Annotated in this window: 15 protein-coding genes; 4 read left to right on the top strand and 11 right to left on the bottom strand. The window is 71.9% G+C overall.

All coding sequences use genetic code 11. From position 1 onward, the window contains the following. Positions 1-6: 6 nt before the first annotated feature. The 6 genes from ACQZOG_RS19145 to ACQZOG_RS19120 all read right to left on the bottom strand — a co-directional run bounded on the left by ACQZOG_RS19145 (position 7) and on the right by ACQZOG_RS19120 (position 5,285). The gene (locus tag ACQZOG_RS19145; protein ID WP_033272221.1) at positions 7-1,344 is read right to left on the bottom strand and encodes a CpaF family protein; all 1,338 of its coding nucleotides are present in this window, start codon (positions 1,342-1,344) and stop codon (positions 7-9) included. 66 nt (positions 1,345-1,410) lie between these two features. After that, positions 1,411-1,773, bottom strand: coding sequence for a TadE/TadG family type IV pilus assembly protein (locus ACQZOG_RS19140; RefSeq protein ID WP_037644083.1), 363 nt, complete (start codon positions 1,771-1,773; stop codon positions 1,411-1,413). 254 nt (positions 1,774-2,027) lie between these two features. Then, entirely contained in the window at positions 2,028-2,432 is a 405-nt protein-coding gene (locus ACQZOG_RS19135; protein WP_193455647.1) for a TadE/TadG family type IV pilus assembly protein, read from the bottom strand. Continuing rightward, on the bottom strand, positions 2,429-3,682 hold the full coding sequence (locus tag ACQZOG_RS19130) for an AAA family ATPase (protein WP_037641329.1): 1,254 nt from the start codon (positions 3,680-3,682) through the stop codon (positions 2,429-2,431). The genes ACQZOG_RS19135 and ACQZOG_RS19130 overlap by 4 nt, the downstream gene beginning before the upstream one ends. Positions 3,683-3,691: 9 nt before the next feature. Next, positions 3,692-4,396: a Flp pilus assembly protein CpaB gene (gene cpaB / locus ACQZOG_RS19125; protein WP_037641327.1), complete on the bottom strand. Its 705-nt coding sequence runs from the start codon at positions 4,394-4,396 to the stop codon at positions 3,692-3,694. 70 nt (positions 4,397-4,466) lie between these two features. Beyond that, positions 4,467-5,285, bottom strand: a complete 819-nt coding sequence (locus tag ACQZOG_RS19120; protein WP_372453470.1) for a hypothetical protein — start codon at positions 5,283-5,285, stop codon at positions 4,467-4,469. 466 nt (positions 5,286-5,751) lie between these two features. On the opposite strand from ACQZOG_RS19120, the gene ACQZOG_RS19115 reads away from it, so the two are divergent. After that, positions 5,752-7,461, top strand: a complete 1,710-nt coding sequence (locus ACQZOG_RS19115) for a chitinase (RefSeq protein ID WP_033272226.1) — start codon at positions 5,752-5,754, stop codon at positions 7,459-7,461. 42 nt (positions 7,462-7,503) lie between these two features. Here ACQZOG_RS19115 and ACQZOG_RS19110 read toward each other — a convergent pair whose 3' ends face one another. Next, entirely contained in the window at positions 7,504-8,001 is a 498-nt protein-coding gene (locus tag ACQZOG_RS19110; RefSeq protein ID WP_430741676.1) for a YfbM family protein, read from the bottom strand. A gap of 183 nt (positions 8,002-8,184) precedes the next feature. Between ACQZOG_RS19110 and ACQZOG_RS19105 the strand changes: the two genes are divergently transcribed. Together ACQZOG_RS19105 and ACQZOG_RS19100 are read left to right on the top strand one after the other, a co-directional pair. Then, positions 8,185-8,694: a SigE family RNA polymerase sigma factor gene (locus tag ACQZOG_RS19105; protein ID WP_163089744.1), complete on the top strand. Its 510-nt coding sequence runs from the start codon at positions 8,185-8,187 to the stop codon at positions 8,692-8,694. A gap of 56 nt (positions 8,695-8,750) precedes the next feature. Then, on the top strand, positions 8,751-10,019 hold the full coding sequence (locus tag ACQZOG_RS19100) for a hypothetical protein (RefSeq protein WP_359518622.1): 1,269 nt from the start codon (positions 8,751-8,753) through the stop codon (positions 10,017-10,019). Between the two features lie 22 nt (positions 10,020-10,041). Here the strand turns inward: ACQZOG_RS19100 and ACQZOG_RS19095 are convergent, their stop codons facing one another. Beyond that, a complete protein-coding gene (locus ACQZOG_RS19095; RefSeq protein WP_230229151.1) occupies positions 10,042-11,364 on the bottom strand; it encodes an Nramp family divalent metal transporter in 1,323 nt (440 codons plus the stop codon). 177 nt (positions 11,365-11,541) lie between these two features. Here ACQZOG_RS19095 and ACQZOG_RS19090 point away from each other — a divergent pair, with 177 nt between their 5' ends. Then, on the top strand, positions 11,542-12,882 hold the full coding sequence (locus tag ACQZOG_RS19090; protein ID WP_163089747.1) for a M14 family metallopeptidase: 1,341 nt from the start codon (positions 11,542-11,544) through the stop codon (positions 12,880-12,882). Here ACQZOG_RS19090 and ACQZOG_RS19085 read toward each other — a convergent pair. The 3 genes from ACQZOG_RS19085 to ACQZOG_RS19075 form a co-directional block, all read right to left on the bottom strand. Beyond that, the gene (locus ACQZOG_RS19085; RefSeq protein WP_430741675.1) at positions 12,879-13,523 is read right to left on the bottom strand and encodes a hypothetical protein; all 645 of its coding nucleotides are present in this window, start codon (positions 13,521-13,523) and stop codon (positions 12,879-12,881) included. The genes ACQZOG_RS19090 and ACQZOG_RS19085 overlap by 4 nt on opposite strands. 101 nt (positions 13,524-13,624) lie before the next feature. Continuing rightward, the gene (locus ACQZOG_RS19080) at positions 13,625-15,109 is read right to left on the bottom strand and encodes a GntP family permease (protein WP_033272230.1); all 1,485 of its coding nucleotides are present in this window, start codon (positions 15,107-15,109) and stop codon (positions 13,625-13,627) included. A 148-nt stretch (positions 15,110-15,257) separates the two neighbouring features. Further along, positions 15,258-15,668 carry a RidA family protein gene (locus ACQZOG_RS19075; protein ID WP_058916869.1) on the bottom strand — a complete coding sequence of 137 codons (411 nt, stop codon included), beginning with the start codon at positions 15,666-15,668 and terminating at the stop codon, positions 15,258-15,260. Positions 15,669-15,680 lie beyond the last annotated feature (12 nt).

Here is a 15,680-nt window from a genome sequence, read left to right as displayed (position 1 = left end):
CGGTACCTACCTGGCTTCTCGGGTGGCGAGCTGGTCGGCGGAGTGGGCGATGCCGAACGCCTGCGGGACGGGCTGGCCCGCCATGTACAGGCGGTCGGCGGTCCGCCGGGGCAGGGGGTGGTGGACGAAGGAGCCGTGGACGCGGCCGTCGTGGGTCATGGGCAGCGCGTCGAAGCGGGCGACCGTGGCCAGCCGGTACTGCTCCCCGCCGTGGCTCTCCAGCAGGGCGATCTCGGTGATGCGGCGGGCGCCGTCGGCGAACCGGGTGAGCTGGACGATCACGTCGACGGCGCTGTTGATCTGGTCGTGCAGGGCGACGAAGGGGATCTCCACGTCGGACATGGAGGCGAGGGTCTGCAGCCGGGTGAGGGCGTCCTCGGCGCTGTTGGCGTGGACGGTGGCGAGGGAGCCGTCGTGGCCGGTGGACATCGCCTGGAGCATGTCCAGGGACTCGCCGCCGCGGACCTCGCCGACGACGATGCGGTCGGGGCGCATCCGGAGGGAGTTGCGGACCAGGTCGCGGATGGTGACGCGGCCCTTGCCCTCGACGTTCGGCGGGCGGGACTCCAGGCGGATGACGTGCGGCTGCTGGAGCTGAAGCTCGGCGGAGTCCTCGATGGTGATGATGCGTTCGCCCTCGGGGATCAGCCCGGACAGCGCGTTGAGGAGGGTCGTCTTACCGGTGCCGGTGGCGCCGGAGACGATGATGTTGAAGCGGGCCTGCACCAGTCCGGCCAGCAGGTACAGCATGGGCTCGTCGAGCGAGCCGAGGCCGATCAGCTCCTGGAGGGTGAAGGAGCGGGGGAAGCGGCGGATCGTGAGGACCGCGCCGGTCAGGGACAGCGGCGGGATGATGACGTTGACGCGCTCCCCGGACGGCAGCCGGGCGTCGACCATGGGGTTGGACTCGTCGACGCGGCGGTTCACGGTGGAGACGATGCGCTCGATGGTCTGCATCAGCTGGTCGTGGGAGGCGAACCGCAGCGGCAGCTGCTCGACCCGGCCGCCCCGCTCGACGAAGACGGCGTCCGGGCCGTTCACCATGATCTCGGTGACGGAGGGGTCCTCCAGCAGTGGTTCGAGGATGCCGAGGCCGAGGGCCTCGTCGACGACGCGGCGGATCAGCTGGGAGCGTTCGACCGTCGACAGGACGGGACCCTCACGGCTGATGATGTGGCCGAGGACGCGCTCCAGCCGGGCCCGGCGCTCGGCCGGGGACAGCGCGCTCATCTCCGCGAGGTCGATCTCCTCCAGGAGCTTGGCGCGGAAGGACGCGACGAGGTGGCCGTCCTCGCCCCGCCCGGTCCTCTCCTCGGGGGAGTTGATGCGTGCCCGCAGGCTCATGAGTGGCTCGCTCCTCGTCGTCCTCGTCCCGGTCCTGGTTCGTCGGGCGCTCCGGTGGTGGTGGGGTCAGTGGTCGACGGGCATCGTGGCGCTCCTCCCCGCCGCTCCGAAGTCCCAGCCGGGCACGATCGACGGGATGTCGACCCGGGCGGTGACGGTGACCTCGTCGCCGCCGCCCGACGTGCCGCAGGAGGTGCCGCCGGCCAGCCAGGAGCTGACGGCGGCCGCGCAGGCGGCCTGGGCGCCCCGGTCCAGGGAGGCGCTGCGGGCGCCCGCGCGGGCGGCGGTGCCGGCCTGCTGGGCGGTGTAGGCGATCAGGCCGAGCTGTACCGCGGCCATCGCGACGATCAGCAGGACCGGCAGGAACCCCAGGTACTCGATCGCCACCTGCCCACGGTCACGCGCCACGCCCCGCCGGCCGCGCGCCACGCCCCGTCGGCCGCGCGCCACGCCCCGCCGGTCACGGGCCACGTGCCCCCCGTGACGGGCCACCTGCCCCCCGTCACGGGCCACGTGCCCCAAGTCACGGCGGCGGCCGTCCCCGCGCCGGTCCGGCCGGCCGGGTGCGTACGGCACGTCGGACGCGTACGGCGCCTCGGACGCGTACGGCACGTCGGACGCGTACGGCACGTCGGACGCGTACGGCGTCTCGGATGCGTACGGCACGTCGGGTCGGTGCGCCATCAGTCCGTCTCCTCCTCGACCGCGCCCGCGTGACCGGTCACGTCGAACGGGAACGACAGGGTGCCGGGGAAGAGGATCGGCACCCTGACCGTCACGTCCGCGGTGACCATGCCGCCGCCGGTCGCGCAGGTCACGGTGGCGCCGCTGCCCCAGGCGCCCGACAGCTTGTCCGTGCCGGCCGCCTGGCAGGCGCCCTGCCGCGCGCCGGGGGACGCGGCGGTGCCGGCCCGCGCCGCCTCGTCCGCGGCGTTCCCGGCGAGCGTGAAGGTGTAGCCGACGAGCACGAGCTGCCACAGCACGACCAGCGTGACGAGGATCGTCGGGGTCATGCCGAGGAACTCGACGGTCACCTGCCCCCGGTCGCGGTGCGGCCCGGTCACCCTCGCCCGCCTGCCGCCGCTCATCCCGTGCCGTCCCTGCGCCGCCGGAAGCTGACCGCGCCCCGGTCGCCGCGCGGCCGGCCGCCCTTATGACCGGCCTGCGGGGCCCGCACCAGGCCGAGTTCGCCGGCCAGCGCCCACATCGCCTGCTTCACGGTGCTCTTCGCCTCCAGTTCGTGCACGCGCCCGGCGTCCACCACGCCCTGGAGCTCCTTGAAGTGGGCGGGGACCGTGGTGGCGGCGACCGCGGTGCCGGTGATCCGCGCGATGAGCGGCGGCTGGATCTCCGTGGACCGGGTGTGCCGGTTGACGACGACCGTGGTCTCCTCCGCCTTGCGGATCTGCAGCCGGTCCCACATCCGCACGGTCCGCTTGGCGCCCCGTACGGCGATGACGTCGGGGGTGGTGACCAGCAGGGCCCGGTCGGCCATCTCCACGGCCGCCGCGCCCGCGCCGCCGAGTTGCGCGCCGCAGTCGACGACGACGACCTCGTAGCGGGAGCGCAGCGCGCCGACGATGTGGCGGGCGGCGCGGTCGGTGACCTCCTCGCCGCGTTCGCCCTCGGCGGGGGCGAGGAGCAGGGCGAGTCCGCTGTCGTGGCGGAAGACGGCGTCGGCGAGGACGCGCGGGGAGATGTCGTTGATCGCGGCGAGGTCGACGACGGACCGGCGGAACTGGACGTCCAGGTAGGAGGCGACGTCGCCGGTCTGGAGGTCCATGTCGACCAGGGCGGTGGAGCGTCCGGAGGTCTGCGCGGCGAGCGCGAGCTGTACGGCGGTGAGGGTGGCGCCGACCCCGCCCTTGGCGCCGCTGACGGTGACGACGGTGCCGCCGGCGCCGGGGAGCGGGTCGCCGCCGGCGCCGAGGTGGCGCCGTACGCCGGCCGACCACTGGGCGGCCGCCTGGACGCGGCTGGCGAGTTCCTCGTAGCTCAGCGGGAGGGCGGCCAGGCCGCGGGCGCCGTGGTCCATGGCGGCCTGGAAGAGGACGGGGCTCGCGTCGGAGGTGACGAGGACGACGCCGACGGCGGGGAAGCGCAGGGCGACCTCGCGGATCAGTTCCAGCGCGGGGACGGGGCCGATCCGCTCGTGGACGACGACCACCTCGGGCAGTTCGTCCAGGGACTCGGCGGCCAGCCGGGAGAGGGTGTCGACGAGCTGGGTGGAGTCGGTCACCGGGGCCAGCGGCTCCGCGTCGGGGAGTTGGCCGATCAGGGTGGTGAGGGACCGGACCGCGTCCGCGTCACCGACTGCCGGGAGGATCCTGGTGGACATGCGGGCCCCTCACTTGTCCTTCGCGAGTTCGTACGTCCGGTCCTTCTCGGGGACGCCCGTGTCGCCCCCGGGTCCGACCAGCGCGAGCCGCACCCGCTGGGCGAACGACTCGGCGTAGGTGATGCGCTGGGCGTCGAGGGTGGACAGCGCGAACGTGATGGGGACGGCGTCGGCGGGGCCTCGGCGGTCGTCCTCGTCGGGCTGGAGGGCGGTGAGCCGGCCGACGTCGAGGACCTTGGCGCCCGTGACGATGATCTTCGACTGGTCGGGGTCGCCCTCGCGCCGTCCCTCGAAGGTGGCGTACACGTTGACCGTGGAGCCGGGGGTGATCTTGCCGGCCACGCCGGTCGCCGCGTCGATCATGATGGCGACCTCCTGCTGTCCCGGCCCGAGGGCGGGGCGGTCCACGACCATGTCGGTCTGCAGCAGCGAGCCCTTGCGCAGGGTGGTGACGGCGATCTTGCCGCGGAGGTCGTCGAGGTCGGTGACGGCGTTCTCCGACAGCCAGCGCTCGGGCATCTCGATCCGCTCGAACTGGTCGGCGCCGAGCGTGGTGTAGGGCGCGATGTCGGTCTTCAGCCGGTAGGCGGCGACCTCGGGGCCGACCTTGGAGCGCACGTCGTTGATGACGGAGAGCACGCCGGCGAACGCGCCGAGGGCGCACAGGACCGACAGGAGGAGGAGTATGACGCCGCGGCGCTGACGGGAGTTCATGAACCGTGCAACCTCGTTGGGGGGTGGCGGTCGAGCGGGACGATGCGGGCTCGTGCGGTGGACGGACGGGTCAGGTGCGTCGGGTGAGGGCCGGTCTGGCCTCGGGGGCGGGCGGGGTGGCCGAGCAGAACACGCAGCGGTCGCCGATGACGTCGATGCCGCACCAGTGGCAGGTGCCGCGCCGTACGGACGTGACCAGTTGGTAGAGCACGGACAGGTCGGGCAGGAAGGTGCAGAACTCGACGAGCTTGCCGGTGCCCCACCAGGCGGGCGACTCGGCGGGCGGCGGGACCTCGTGCAGACCCTGCACGCGCCAGGCGGGCGCCAGGGTGGCGGTGACCCAGTCGGACGGGAGCTGGCCGCGGGCGACGAGCATCCAGGTGCCGAACTCGGGCCCGTCCAGCCTGGCGTCGGGGCCGAGGCGGACGAGCTGCGGCTGAGGGTGGGCGAGGACGGCGAACTGGCTGCCGGGCAGCCACGACTTGGCGTGCTGCTTGAGGTCGACGGGCACCCGGTCGAGGCGGGTGACGGAGCCCAGCAGCGCCCCGGCGTGCAGGTAGTGGGTGAGCAGCCGGCCGGCCGAGGCGAGCACACCGGGCCCGATGTCGCAGGAGGCGAGCTGCCGTAACTGGCGGGCCAGTACGGCCACGGCGAGCGGCGGCAGGTCGGGGCGGAACAGGGCTATCCGGTCGCTCTCCAGCAGGGAGCGCAGGGTGTGGAGCCGCCGCAGGACGGGGGCCGGGGTGGCCGGGGAGCACACGACGACGACATGGCCGTGCGCCTCGACGACGGCCTGGAGTTCGGTCAGCACCTCGTCGAGCGGGCGGGTGTCGACGTCGCGCAGCACGACGGCGGGCAGGGTCCGTTCGTCCTGCGCCGGCAGCGCCATGTCGGCGCCGGTCACGGCAATGGCGGTTGGCACGCGCGGCTCCCCGTTCTCCCCATGCCCGTCGGCCCACCGGGTGTTACTCCGGTGCACCCTCGTGACTTCACTGCGTGACTACCTCAGCACTGTATCCGCGGGTCTGTGACCGGAGAACAGCCTTTGTGCAGCCGGACAGCAACTCCTGCTCCTCACAATGCGCCAAATCGGGGCAGGTCGATCATCTCGCCGGTCTCAATACGGCACCGAGCGTGTGGGTTTGGTGCACCCGGCTTGACGCCGGACCCGCTCCGGACCCTCCGGACCACGCTTCCCAGCCGCCCGTCGCCCTACTCGCGCGCGGCGCCCCCGTTTCCGGCCCGGACCTTCCGGTCTGGACCTATTGACAAGCGGATTGGTCTGGACCACGGTGTGACGCATCAACGGTGGCCACCGTCGCTTCCCTCCCCAACTCCCCCACCGGAGGCCCCAAGTGGACCGCGCACCCCGTACGCCCGGACGCGGCAGACGCCCCTGGGCGGCCGCCCTCGTCTCCGCCCTGGCCCTCGCCCTCCCGCTCGCCGGAGCGGGCCAGGCGACCGCGGCCGACGTCAACAACGCGAAGAACGCCGGGTTCGAGTCGGGCCTGAGCGGCTGGACCTGTTCCGCGAACAGCGGCGCCGTCGTCTCCTCCCCCGTGCACGGCGGCGCGGCCGCCCTGAAGGCCACGCCCGCCGGCCAGGACAACGCCCGCTGTTCCCAGACGGTCGCGGTGCGGCCCGACTCCACGTACCGGCTGACCGGGTGGGTGCAGGGCGGGTACGCCTACCTGGGCGTGACCGGCACCGGCACGACGGACGTGTCCACCTGGACGCCCGACTCCTCGACCTGGAAGCAGCTGTCGACCAGCTTCTCCACCGGCTCGAACACCACGTCGGTGACGGTGTACACCCACGGCTGGTACGGCCAGCAGCCCTACCACGTCGACGACGTGTCCGTCCTCGGACCCGACGGGGGCGGCGGCGGTGACCCGGAGCCGACGGTCCCGGCCACCCCTGGCGGGCTGACCGTCTCCGGCACGACGGCGACGTCGGCGACGCTGACGTGGAACGCGGTGTCCGGCGCGACCGGCTACACCGTCTACCGCGACGGCACCCGGGTGACCGCCGTGACCGGCACCTCGGCGACCGTGACCGGGCTCGCGGCCTCCACGTCGTACAGCTTCCAGGTCGCGGCGGCCAACGCGGCGGGTGAGTCCGCCAAGTCGGCGGCGGTGTCCGTGCGCACCCGGGAGGACGGCGGCGGCGGGGGCGGAGACCTGCCCCGGCACGCGGTGACCGGCTACTGGCAGAACTTCGACAACGGCGCGGCCGTGCAGAAGATCTCCGACGTGCCCGACCAGTACGACATCATCGCGGTGGCCTTCGCCGACGCCACCGGCACCCCGGGCGCCGTCACCTTCAACCTGGACTCGGCGGGGCTGAACGGCTACACCGTCGACCAGTTCAAGGCGGACGTCCGCGCCAAGCAGGCGGCCGGGAAGAAGGTCATCATCTCGGTGGGCGGCGAGAAGGGCACCGTCGCGGTGAACGACTCCGCCTCCGCGACGAACTTCGCGAACTCGGTGTACGCCGTGATGCAGGAGTACGGCTTCGACGGCGTCGACATCGACCTGGAGAACGGCCTCGACGCGACGTACATGACGCAGGCGCTGCGGTCGCTGTCCGCGAAGGCGGGCCCGTCGATGATCCTGACGATGGCGCCGCAGACCATCGACATGCAGTCGACGTCCAACTCCTACTTCCGGACGGCGCTGAACGTGAAGGACATCCTCACGGTCGTCAACATGCAGTACTACAACAGCGGTTCCATGCTGGGCTGCGACGGCAAGGTCTACAGCCAGGGCTCGGTGGACTTCCTCACCGCGCTGGCCTGCATCCAACTGGAGAACGGCCTCGACCCGTCCCAGGTGGGCCTCGGCCTGCCGGCCTCCACGCGGGGCGCGGGCAGCGGCTACGTCGCCCCGTCCGTGGTGAACGCCGCCCTGGACTGCCTGACCCGCGGCACCAACTGCGGCTCGTTCAAGCCGTCGAAGACCTACCCGGGCCTGCGCGGCGCGATGACCTGGTCCACCAACTGGGACGCCACGGCGGGCAACGCCTGGTCCAACGCGGTGGGCCCGCACGTCCACTCACTGCCGTAACCGTCACGTCCCTCTCCCCCCACGACGGCGTCCTGCTCCGGATCAGCTGATCCAGAGCAGGACGCCGTCCCCGTCACGGGCCGCCGCGCGGAAGTACGGCACCAGGGCCTCGTAGTGGGCGGTCACCTCGTCCAGCGGCTCACCGCGCTCCCAGACGATCGTCGGGTAGATCTCCGCCGCGGCCAGGTCGGCCGGGGTGACACCCTCGGTGAGCCGGGCGGGGGGCGTGGCGGCGAAGGCCTCGGCGGCGGTACGGACCTGGTCCGGGGTGAGGCAGCGGGGCGGCCCGTAGCTCCAGTCGTCCGCCCCCGGTATCCGCTGCTCGCCGAAGACGACGTCCACGGGGAAGCCGACGCGCCGCAGCAGGAAGTCCAGGGCGTGCCACATCTTGTCGGTGTCGTGGCAGCGCGCCTGGTCCCAGGGCAGCCCCGCGTCCCACTCCTGCTCGCTCAACTCCTGGACACGCTCGTACGCCCAGTCCGGGTCGCCGACCGCGCGCTCGAACTCGGCGGCCGTCAGGCGCGCGTACTCCCCGATCATGCCCACGGTGGCTCCCCCACAGGTCGACGGCCCGGCGCTCGTGTGCGCCGATGACGCCGTCATCCTGGCAGCGGCCACTGACAACGGACCGCGCACGGTGTGTCCGCCGCCACATGAAACATTTCTCCGGGTCCACCGCATCAATGAGGTGAGAGCGGTTCGGGGAGTACGACGGGGGACGGAATGAGACAGCAGCGCAGCGCGGACTACGCGGAGTTCGCCTCCGCCCGGGCGGGACACCTGTACCGGTCCGCGTGCCTGCTCACCGCCGGGGACACGTACCTGGCCGAGGACCTCGTCCAGGAGACCTTCGGCCGGCTGTACGTGCGCTGGGGGCGCGTCTCTCGGGCGGAGAACCCGGCCGCGTACGCGCAGACCGTGCTCACCCGGACCTTCCTCGCCCACCGGCGGCTGCGCAGCAGCCGGGAGCGGGCGACCGACACCTTTCCCGACCTTCCGGGCGCCGCCGACGGCGACGCGCCGCTGCGGCTCACGCTGATGGCCGCGCTCGCCCGGCTGCCCGCCAAGGACCGCGCCGTCGTCGTCCTGCGCTACTGGGAGGACCGCTCGGTGGAGCAGACCGCCGACGTGCTGAACGTCAGCTCGGCGGCCGTGCGCACCCGGTGCGTCCGCGCGCTCGGCCGGCTGAGGGAGCTGCTGGGCGAGGACCTCCGCGAGTTCTCCCGCTCCTGACACCGGCCGCTTCAACGACCTCATACGCTCACACCCGCGAGAAAGGTGGGTTCGTCATGCCCGAGAACCAGCACGAGGACCCCTTCGAGGACCGGTTCGCCGCAGCACTGCGTAACACCGGCCACAGCTTCCGCTCGGACGACCCGGCCGCCCTCGTCGGCAGGGGCGAGGTGCGCGGACGGCGCAAGCAGCTCCTGCGGCGTACGGCCGTGCTGGGCGGGATGACCGGTGTCGCCCTGGTCGGCGTGGGAGCGACGCTGCTCCTGCCGTCCGGCGGGCACGACCCCCGGCGGACCTCCGCGGCGGCCGGTCCCGCCGCGACCGCGAGTTCGTCGGCGGCGAGCCCCTCACCCGCCGAGACCTTCACGGGCGACGACATGCTGCGCGCGCTCAAGGAACTGCTGCCGCGGGGCACGTACAGCGAGGAGGAGGCCCAGGGCACGGGGTCGGCCATGCCCCCGAACGCGCGGCTCGTGTTCGACGACGGCCAGGGCGCGGCGGCACTCGGGCTGAGCGTCGACCGGATGGACCCCGGCGGCGAGCAGGCCGCCCAGTGGACGACGTGCCCGGACAAGAAGATCGTCGCCTACGACGACTGCACCAGCGCCACACGGCCGGACGGCTCGCGGCTCATGGTGCTCCGCGGCTACGAGTACCCGGACCGGCGGGTGGACACCAAGTGGTGGAACGCCGAACTGGTCACGCCCGACGGGGTGCACGTGACCCTGAGCGAGTGGAACGCGCCCGCGCAGAAGGACGCTCCGGTGTCCCGGCCGCAGCCCCCGCTCTCCGTCGAGCAGCTCGAGGACGTCGTCACCGCCGAGGTGTGGAAGCGGGTCGCCGCCGCCATGCCGCGGAGCCCGGAGCCGTCCGTGACCGACGAGGCATCTCCGGAGGGCAGGCCGTCCGGGGCGATCGCCAAGACGCTGATCGGGCTGCTGCCCGAGAACCTGAAGGTGACCGGCCGGAGCGGCCCGGGCGGCGAGTACGCCTACCTCGTCGTCGACGACGGCAAGGGCGGGAGCCTCGTGCAGATCAATGTGCAGCCCGGCATGTCGGACATGGCCGGCATGCTGTTCGGGGACGACGCCGAGGAGCTGGCCGACGGCAGGCTGGTCACCACCCGGCAGTCGCCCGGGGAGAAGGGCGCCGAGGGCGTCGTCATGTGGACGGTGGACACCCTGCGCCCCGACGGACTGCGTGTCGTCGTCAGCGCCTTCAACACGCCCGCGCAGCACCAGGACGCCACACGCGACACCCCCGCGCTCACCATGGAACAGCTGCGGGAGATCGCGCTGAGCACGGTGTGGGACGCGGGGGTGTGAGACGGGCCGGACGGCGGGTCGGTCAGAAGAACTCCGACCACGGCTGGTCCCAGATCTGCTTGACCGCCAGGACCAGGAACAGCAGGCCCGCGACCGCCAGCATGCCGTTGCTGAGGTACCCGTTGCGCCATTCGCGCGGGGTGCGGGAGGAGTTCAGGAGCCACAGCAGGGTCAGCGCGAGGAACGGCATGAACGCCGCGCCCAGCACGCCGTAGATGATGATCAGGCGGAACGGCTCGTCCTGGAACAGCAGGATCATCGGCGGGAACGTCAGCCACAGCAGGTACGCGCGGAAGGTCCAGGAGCGTTCCCGGCGGCCGGAGGCCAGCTCGTCGGCGCGCGCCTGCCGCTCGCCGCGCTGCCGGGCGAGGAAGTCGGCGAACATCAGGCTCACGCCGTGCCAGACGCCGATCAGGGAGGTGAAGGAGGCGGCGAAGAAGCCGACCAGGAACAGGGTGCCGGTGGTCGTGCCGTAGCGGTCGTCCAGAATGTCGCCGAGCTGGACGAGGCCCTGGTCGCCGCCGGAGATGGCGATGTTCGCCGAGTGCAGCAGCTCCGCGCCGACGAAGAGCATCGCGACGACGAAGATGCCGGTGGTGATGTAGGCGACCCGGTTGTCCAGCCGCATGACCTTCATCCAGCCGCTGTTGGTCCAGCCCTTGGCGTTGATCCAGTAGCCGTAGGCGGCCAGTGTGATGGTGCCGCCGACGCCGCCGATCAGGCCGAGGGTGTTGAGGACGGAGTCCTTCTCGTCGGGCACCACGGGGAGGAGGCCGGCGAAGGCGTCGCCCAGGTTGGGCGTGACGCGGAACGCCAGGTACACGGTGACCACGAACATGACGCCCACCAGGACGGTCATGACCTTCTCGAACACCGCGTACTTGTTGAACCAGACGAAGACCAGGCCCACCAGGCCGCAGGCCATGCCCCAGTACTCCAGGTCCATCACGCTCGGGAACAGCGCCTGGAGCGGCAGCGCGCTGGACGACATGGCGGCGGCGCCGTAGACGAAGCCCCAGATAACGGCGTAGACGGCGAAGAACCAAGTGGTCCAGGGGCCCAGGCTGGCCCAGCCGTCGAACAGGGTGCGTCCGGTGGACAGGTGCCACCGGCCGCACGCCTCCGCGAGGGAGATCTTCACCAGGCAGCCGACGACGGCGGCCCACAGCAGGGTGTAGCCGAAGTTGCTGCCGGCGATGAGGGTGGCCACGAGGTCACCGGCGCCCACGCCGGTCGCGGCGACGACGATGCCAGGGCCGATGTAGCGCCAGCTGGACTTGCGCGGCCGGGGTCCGGCCCCGGCCGTCGCCCCGATGTCCTGGGTGTTTCCCGTGGTGTCCGCCATGGGGTCAAGAAAGCGGACCGGTGCCCGTCCCACAAGAGGGCGTGCCGGGATCTTCACCGGTTCCCCCTGGCGGGGCGGCCGACGCGCTCTTGACCTGATCATGTCAGGTATCGACGATGACGGCACCGCACCACGCACGTCGCCATGAACCACCCCACCTCCTCACAAGGAGAATTCATGCGACTCCGTTCCCGCGGCAGACGCCCCGCCGCGCTCGCCGCTCTCCTCGCCCTCGCGCTCGCCGCACCCCTGTCGCTCACCGCCGCCGCCCCGGCCGGCGCCGACGGGGCACGCGCGGCGGCCCCCTCGGCGGACGACATCCGGCAGTACGAGATCCACCAGCGCACCACGCCCGTGACCCGTACGGCGATCCAGCGGTCCGGCGTCACCGTGGACGAGGCCGACGAGGAGACCGTGGTCGTCTCCGGCCGTGCCGACCAGATCCGCCGACTCCGCGACCAGGGCTACGAGATCACTCCTCTGGGCACGGCCCCCGACCGCTCCACCGCCGCCGACGGCCTGCGCCTGTTCGACTTCCCCTCGGCCGACTCCCGCTATCACAACTACGCCGAGATGAACGCGGAGATCGACCAGCGGATCGCGGCGTACCCGTCGATCATGAGCAAGCGCGTGATCGGGAAGTCCTACCAGGGCCGGGACATCGTCGCGGTCAAGGTCAGCGACAACGTCGGCGCCGACGAGGCCGAGCCCGAGGTGCTCTTCACCCACCACCAGCACGCCCGTGAGCACCTGACCGTCGAGATGGCCCTGTACCTGCTGCGGGAGCTCGGCGCCGGGTACGGCTCCGACGCCCGCATCACCAGGATGGTGCAGGAGCGGGAGATCTGGATCGTCCCCGACCTCAACCCGGACGGCGGCGAGTACGACATCGCCACCGGCTCCTACCGCTCCTGGCGCAAGAACCGCCAGCCCAACTCCGGTTCCACAGCCGTCGGTACGGACCTCAACCGCAACTGGGACTACCGCTGGGGCTGCTGCGGCGGCTCCTCGGGCAGCAAGTCCTCGGAGACGTACCGGGGTTCGGCGCCCGAGTCGGCCCCCGAGGTGAAGGTGGTCGCCGACTTCGTGCGCAGCCGGGTCGTCGGCGGGGCGCAGCAGATCAAGGCGGGCATCGACTTCCACACCTACAGCGAGCTGGTGCTGTGGCCGTTCGGCTACACCTACTCCGACACCACCACCGGCATGACGGCCGACGACCACGCCGCGTTCAAGGCGGTCGGCCAGAAGATGGCCGCGAGCAACGGCTACACGGCCCAGCAGTCCAGCGACCTGTACATCACCGACGGGTCCATCGACGACTACCTCTGGGGCGCCCACAAGATCTTCGGCTACACCTTCGAGATGTACCCGAGGTCGGCGTCCGGCGGCGGGTTCTACCCGCCCGACGAGGTCATCGAGCGGGAGACGTCCCGCAACCGCGACGCCGTCCTCCAGCTCCTGGAGAACGCCGACTGCATGTACCGGGTGATCGGCAAGGAGGGCCAGTACTGCCGTTAGGCGCGGCCGGCCGCCTCGGCGTTGTCGTCGGCCTTGGCGTCGTCGTCGACCTCGGCGTCGTCGGAAGCGTGCGGCGCCTCGACGTCGTCGTCAGCCTCGGCGTCGTCGGACCCGTCCGCCGCCTCGGCGCCGTCGTCGAAGTACGCGTCGAGGACCTTGTCCAGGGCGGCGTCCCACTCGGCGAACCGGCGGCGTGAGTCGGCCTCGATCTCGATCGGGTACCAACGCCGGTCGGGGGTGTGGACGGTGACGGTGAACCGCTTGCCGAAGCGGGCCGTCTCCGTCTCCACCGCGCCGATCTCGTCCCAGCGGAACTCGCACTCCTGGTCGTCCAGCTTCAGCCGCACGCCGCGGTGGTCGGCGACGAGGGCGGCACGGCGGTCGGACGCCTCGAAGGCGGGTCCGTCGGGGGCGGGTTCCGGCTCGTCGTCACCGGTCTCCTCGGCCTCTGTGACGGCTTCCGTCGCGGTGCCGTCGACGGCCCCGTCCTCGTCCGTGCCGGGCGCGTCCTTCGTGTCCTTCGTGTCCTTCGCGTCCTCCTCGCGGCCGGTCGCGGGCGCGGTGAGCCCGGGGACGAAGGCCGGGTCGACCCCGGCGCCTTCCAGGGGCTTGCTGCTGCTCGAACCTATGCGCTGCTCCACACCGCAGGAGTATGGTCGACGATCCTGTGCGTGTCACAGCCAGCCCCGACTTCGTTATCGGACGCCTACACGGGCACCACGCGTCACCGCGCCCGCCGGGGTCACACCACCAGGCTCAGCGCCGCCGCGACCACGAACCCGGCGACGGACAGCACGCTTTCCAGCACGGTCCACGACTTCAGCGTGTCCCGCTCGCTGATGCCGAAGTACTTGGCGACCATCCAGAACCCGCCGTCGTTGACGTGCGAGGCGAAGATCGAGCCCGCCGAGATGGCCATGATGACGAGCGCGACGAACGCCTGCGAGTGGTCGCCCTCGGAGAGCAGCGGCGCCACGATGCCGGCCGTGGTGACGATGGCGACGGTCGCCGAGCCCTGCGCCACCCGCAGCACCACGGAGATCAGGTACGACAGCACGATCACCGGCAGACCGACGTCGTTGAAGGTGTCGGACAGCGCCTGCGCGACCCCACTTCCCTTGAGGACGGCACCGAAGACGCCGCCCGCACCGACCACCAGCAGGATGTTGCCGACCGGCTTCAGCGAGGAAGTGGACACCGTCTCCAGGGACTTGCGGGACCAGCCGCGCCGGATGCCGAGCAGGTAGTACGCGAGGAACAGGGCGAGGGTGAGGGCCACGAACGGGTGGCCGAAGAACTCGATGACCGAGCGCAGGGTGGACTCGTCCAGCGCGATGGAGGAGAAGGTCGCCGCGAGGATGAGCAGGAGCGGCGTGCCGATGATGCCGAGGACCGTGCCGAGCGGCACCGGCGTCTCACGCGGCCGCACGCCCGACGCGCGCTGTTCGGCGGCGACGGCGTCCTTGGCCTCCTGCGCGGCCTCCACCATGTCCTGCGGCACGGCGACGAAGATGCGCTTGCCGATCCAGGCGGAGTACACCCACGCGGCGACGACGGCGGGGAGGCCGCAGACGACGCCCATGAGGATGACCCAGCCGAGGTCGACGTGCAGCAGTCCGGCGGCGGCCACCGGGCCCGGGTGCGGGGGCAGGAAGGCGTGCGTGACGGAGAGGCCGGCGAGGAGGGGGAGGCAGTAGAGGAGGACCGACTTGCCGGACCGCTTGGCGGCCGCGTAGACGATCGGCGCGAGGACGAAGATGCCGACGTCGAAGAAGACCGGGATACCGAAGATGAGGCCCGTCAGGCCCATCGCGAGCGGCGCCCGCTTCTCCCCGAACAGCCCGAGCAGCCGGGACGCCAGCACCTCGGCGCCGCCGCTGACTTCGAGGATCGCGCCGAGCATGGTGCCCAGGCCGATGATGATCGCGACATGGCCGAGGATGCCGCCCATCCCGGACTCGATGGTGGACACCGCGTCCGACTTCTGCACGGTGCCGAAGAGTTCGGTGACCGACAGTCCCGCGAGCAGGCCGACGGCTATGGAGACGCCGAGCAGCGCGACGAACGGCTGGAGGCGGACCTTGATGATCAGGAAGAGCAGCAGGGCGATACCGATGGCGGCCACGGTGAGCAGGCCGGCGGTGCCGTCGATCAGGAGGAGCAGTCCTCCGGTGTGCGGTGGTGTCTCGGGCGCGGAGGCGGCGAGCGGGAGGGACGGATGGGACATCGGGGGGTCCTCTGGGTAAGGGCATGGTCTCGGGGGTCTGGGGTCCCCCCCCGGAAGGCACGGCCGGGCAGGGGGGATCGCGGCACGGCGTCCCGGGGTGCGGGGCGCCGTGCCGTGACGACGTACGGTGTGCGGGTGGTGAGGCGGCTCAGCCGAGGACGGCGAGCGCGTCGATCTCGATGAGGAGGCCGGCGGGGAGACCGACGTAGACGGTCGTGCGGGCGGCCGGGGGCTGGGTGAGGCCCTGCTCCTCGAAGTACGTGTTGTAGAGGTCGTTCATCTCCGCGAAGTGGTCCACGTCCGTGAGGTAGACGCGGATCATCATCACGTCGTCCCAGCTCGCGCCGCCCTCCTCGAGGATCGCCTTGACGTTGGCGAGGGTCTGGAGGGTCTGCTCGCGCAGGGTGGGACCGGCGGGCGTGGGCGGCTTGCCCTCGTCGGCCGGCAGGAAGCCGACCTGGCCGGCGACCTGGAGGATGTTGCCCTTGCGGACGCCGTGCGAGAACTTCGCGGGCGGGGTGGTGTGGGTCTTCGGGGTCAGCGCGACTTTCTCGGTCATGCGGGGGTGTCC

The organism is Streptomyces sp. P13-3-3 (assembly GCF_050571355.1).
GTDB lineage: Bacteria > Actinomycetota > Actinomycetes > Streptomycetales > Streptomycetaceae > Streptomyces > Streptomyces althioticus.
This window is presented reverse-complemented; position numbering and strand designations above follow the sequence as displayed.

Bases quoted from the DNA above. Each gene is read 5' to 3' on its own strand.
- ACQZOG_RS19075 (WP_058916869.1), bottom strand. From the start codon at position 15,668: ATGACCGAGAAAGTCGCGCTGACCCCGAAGACCCACACCACCCCGCCC.
- ACQZOG_RS19110 (WP_430741676.1), bottom strand. From the start codon at position 8,001: ATGATCGGGGAGTACGCGCGCCTGACGGCCGCCGAGTTCGAGCGCGCG.
- ACQZOG_RS19105 (WP_163089744.1), top strand. From the start codon at position 8,185: ATGAGACAGCAGCGCAGCGCGGACTACGCGGAGTTCGCCTCCGCCCGG.
- ACQZOG_RS19130 (WP_037641329.1), bottom strand. From the start codon at position 3,682: ATGTCCACCAGGATCCTCCCGGCAGTCGGTGACGCGGACGCGGTCCGG.
- ACQZOG_RS19145 (WP_033272221.1), bottom strand. From the start codon at position 1,344: ATGAGCCTGCGGGCACGCATCAACTCCCCCGAGGAGAGGACCGGGCGG.
- ACQZOG_RS19080 (WP_033272230.1), bottom strand. From the start codon at position 15,109: ATGTCCCATCCGTCCCTCCCGCTCGCCGCCTCCGCGCCCGAGACACCA.
- ACQZOG_RS19095 (WP_230229151.1), bottom strand. From the start codon at position 11,364: ATGGCGGACACCACGGGAAACACCCAGGACATCGGGGCGACGGCCGGG.
- ACQZOG_RS19120 (WP_372453470.1), bottom strand. From the start codon at position 5,285: ATGGCGCTGCCGGCGCAGGACGAACGGACCCTGCCCGCCGTCGTGCTG.
- ACQZOG_RS19135 (WP_193455647.1), bottom strand. From the start codon at position 2,432: ATGAGCGGCGGCAGGCGGGCGAGGGTGACCGGGCCGCACCGCGACCGG.
- ACQZOG_RS19100 (WP_359518622.1), top strand. From the start codon at position 8,751: ATGCCCGAGAACCAGCACGAGGACCCCTTCGAGGACCGGTTCGCCGCA.
- ACQZOG_RS19090 (WP_163089747.1), top strand. From the start codon at position 11,542: ATGCGACTCCGTTCCCGCGGCAGACGCCCCGCCGCGCTCGCCGCTCTC.
- cpaB (WP_037641327.1), bottom strand. From the start codon at position 4,396: ATGAACTCCCGTCAGCGCCGCGGCGTCATACTCCTCCTCCTGTCGGTC.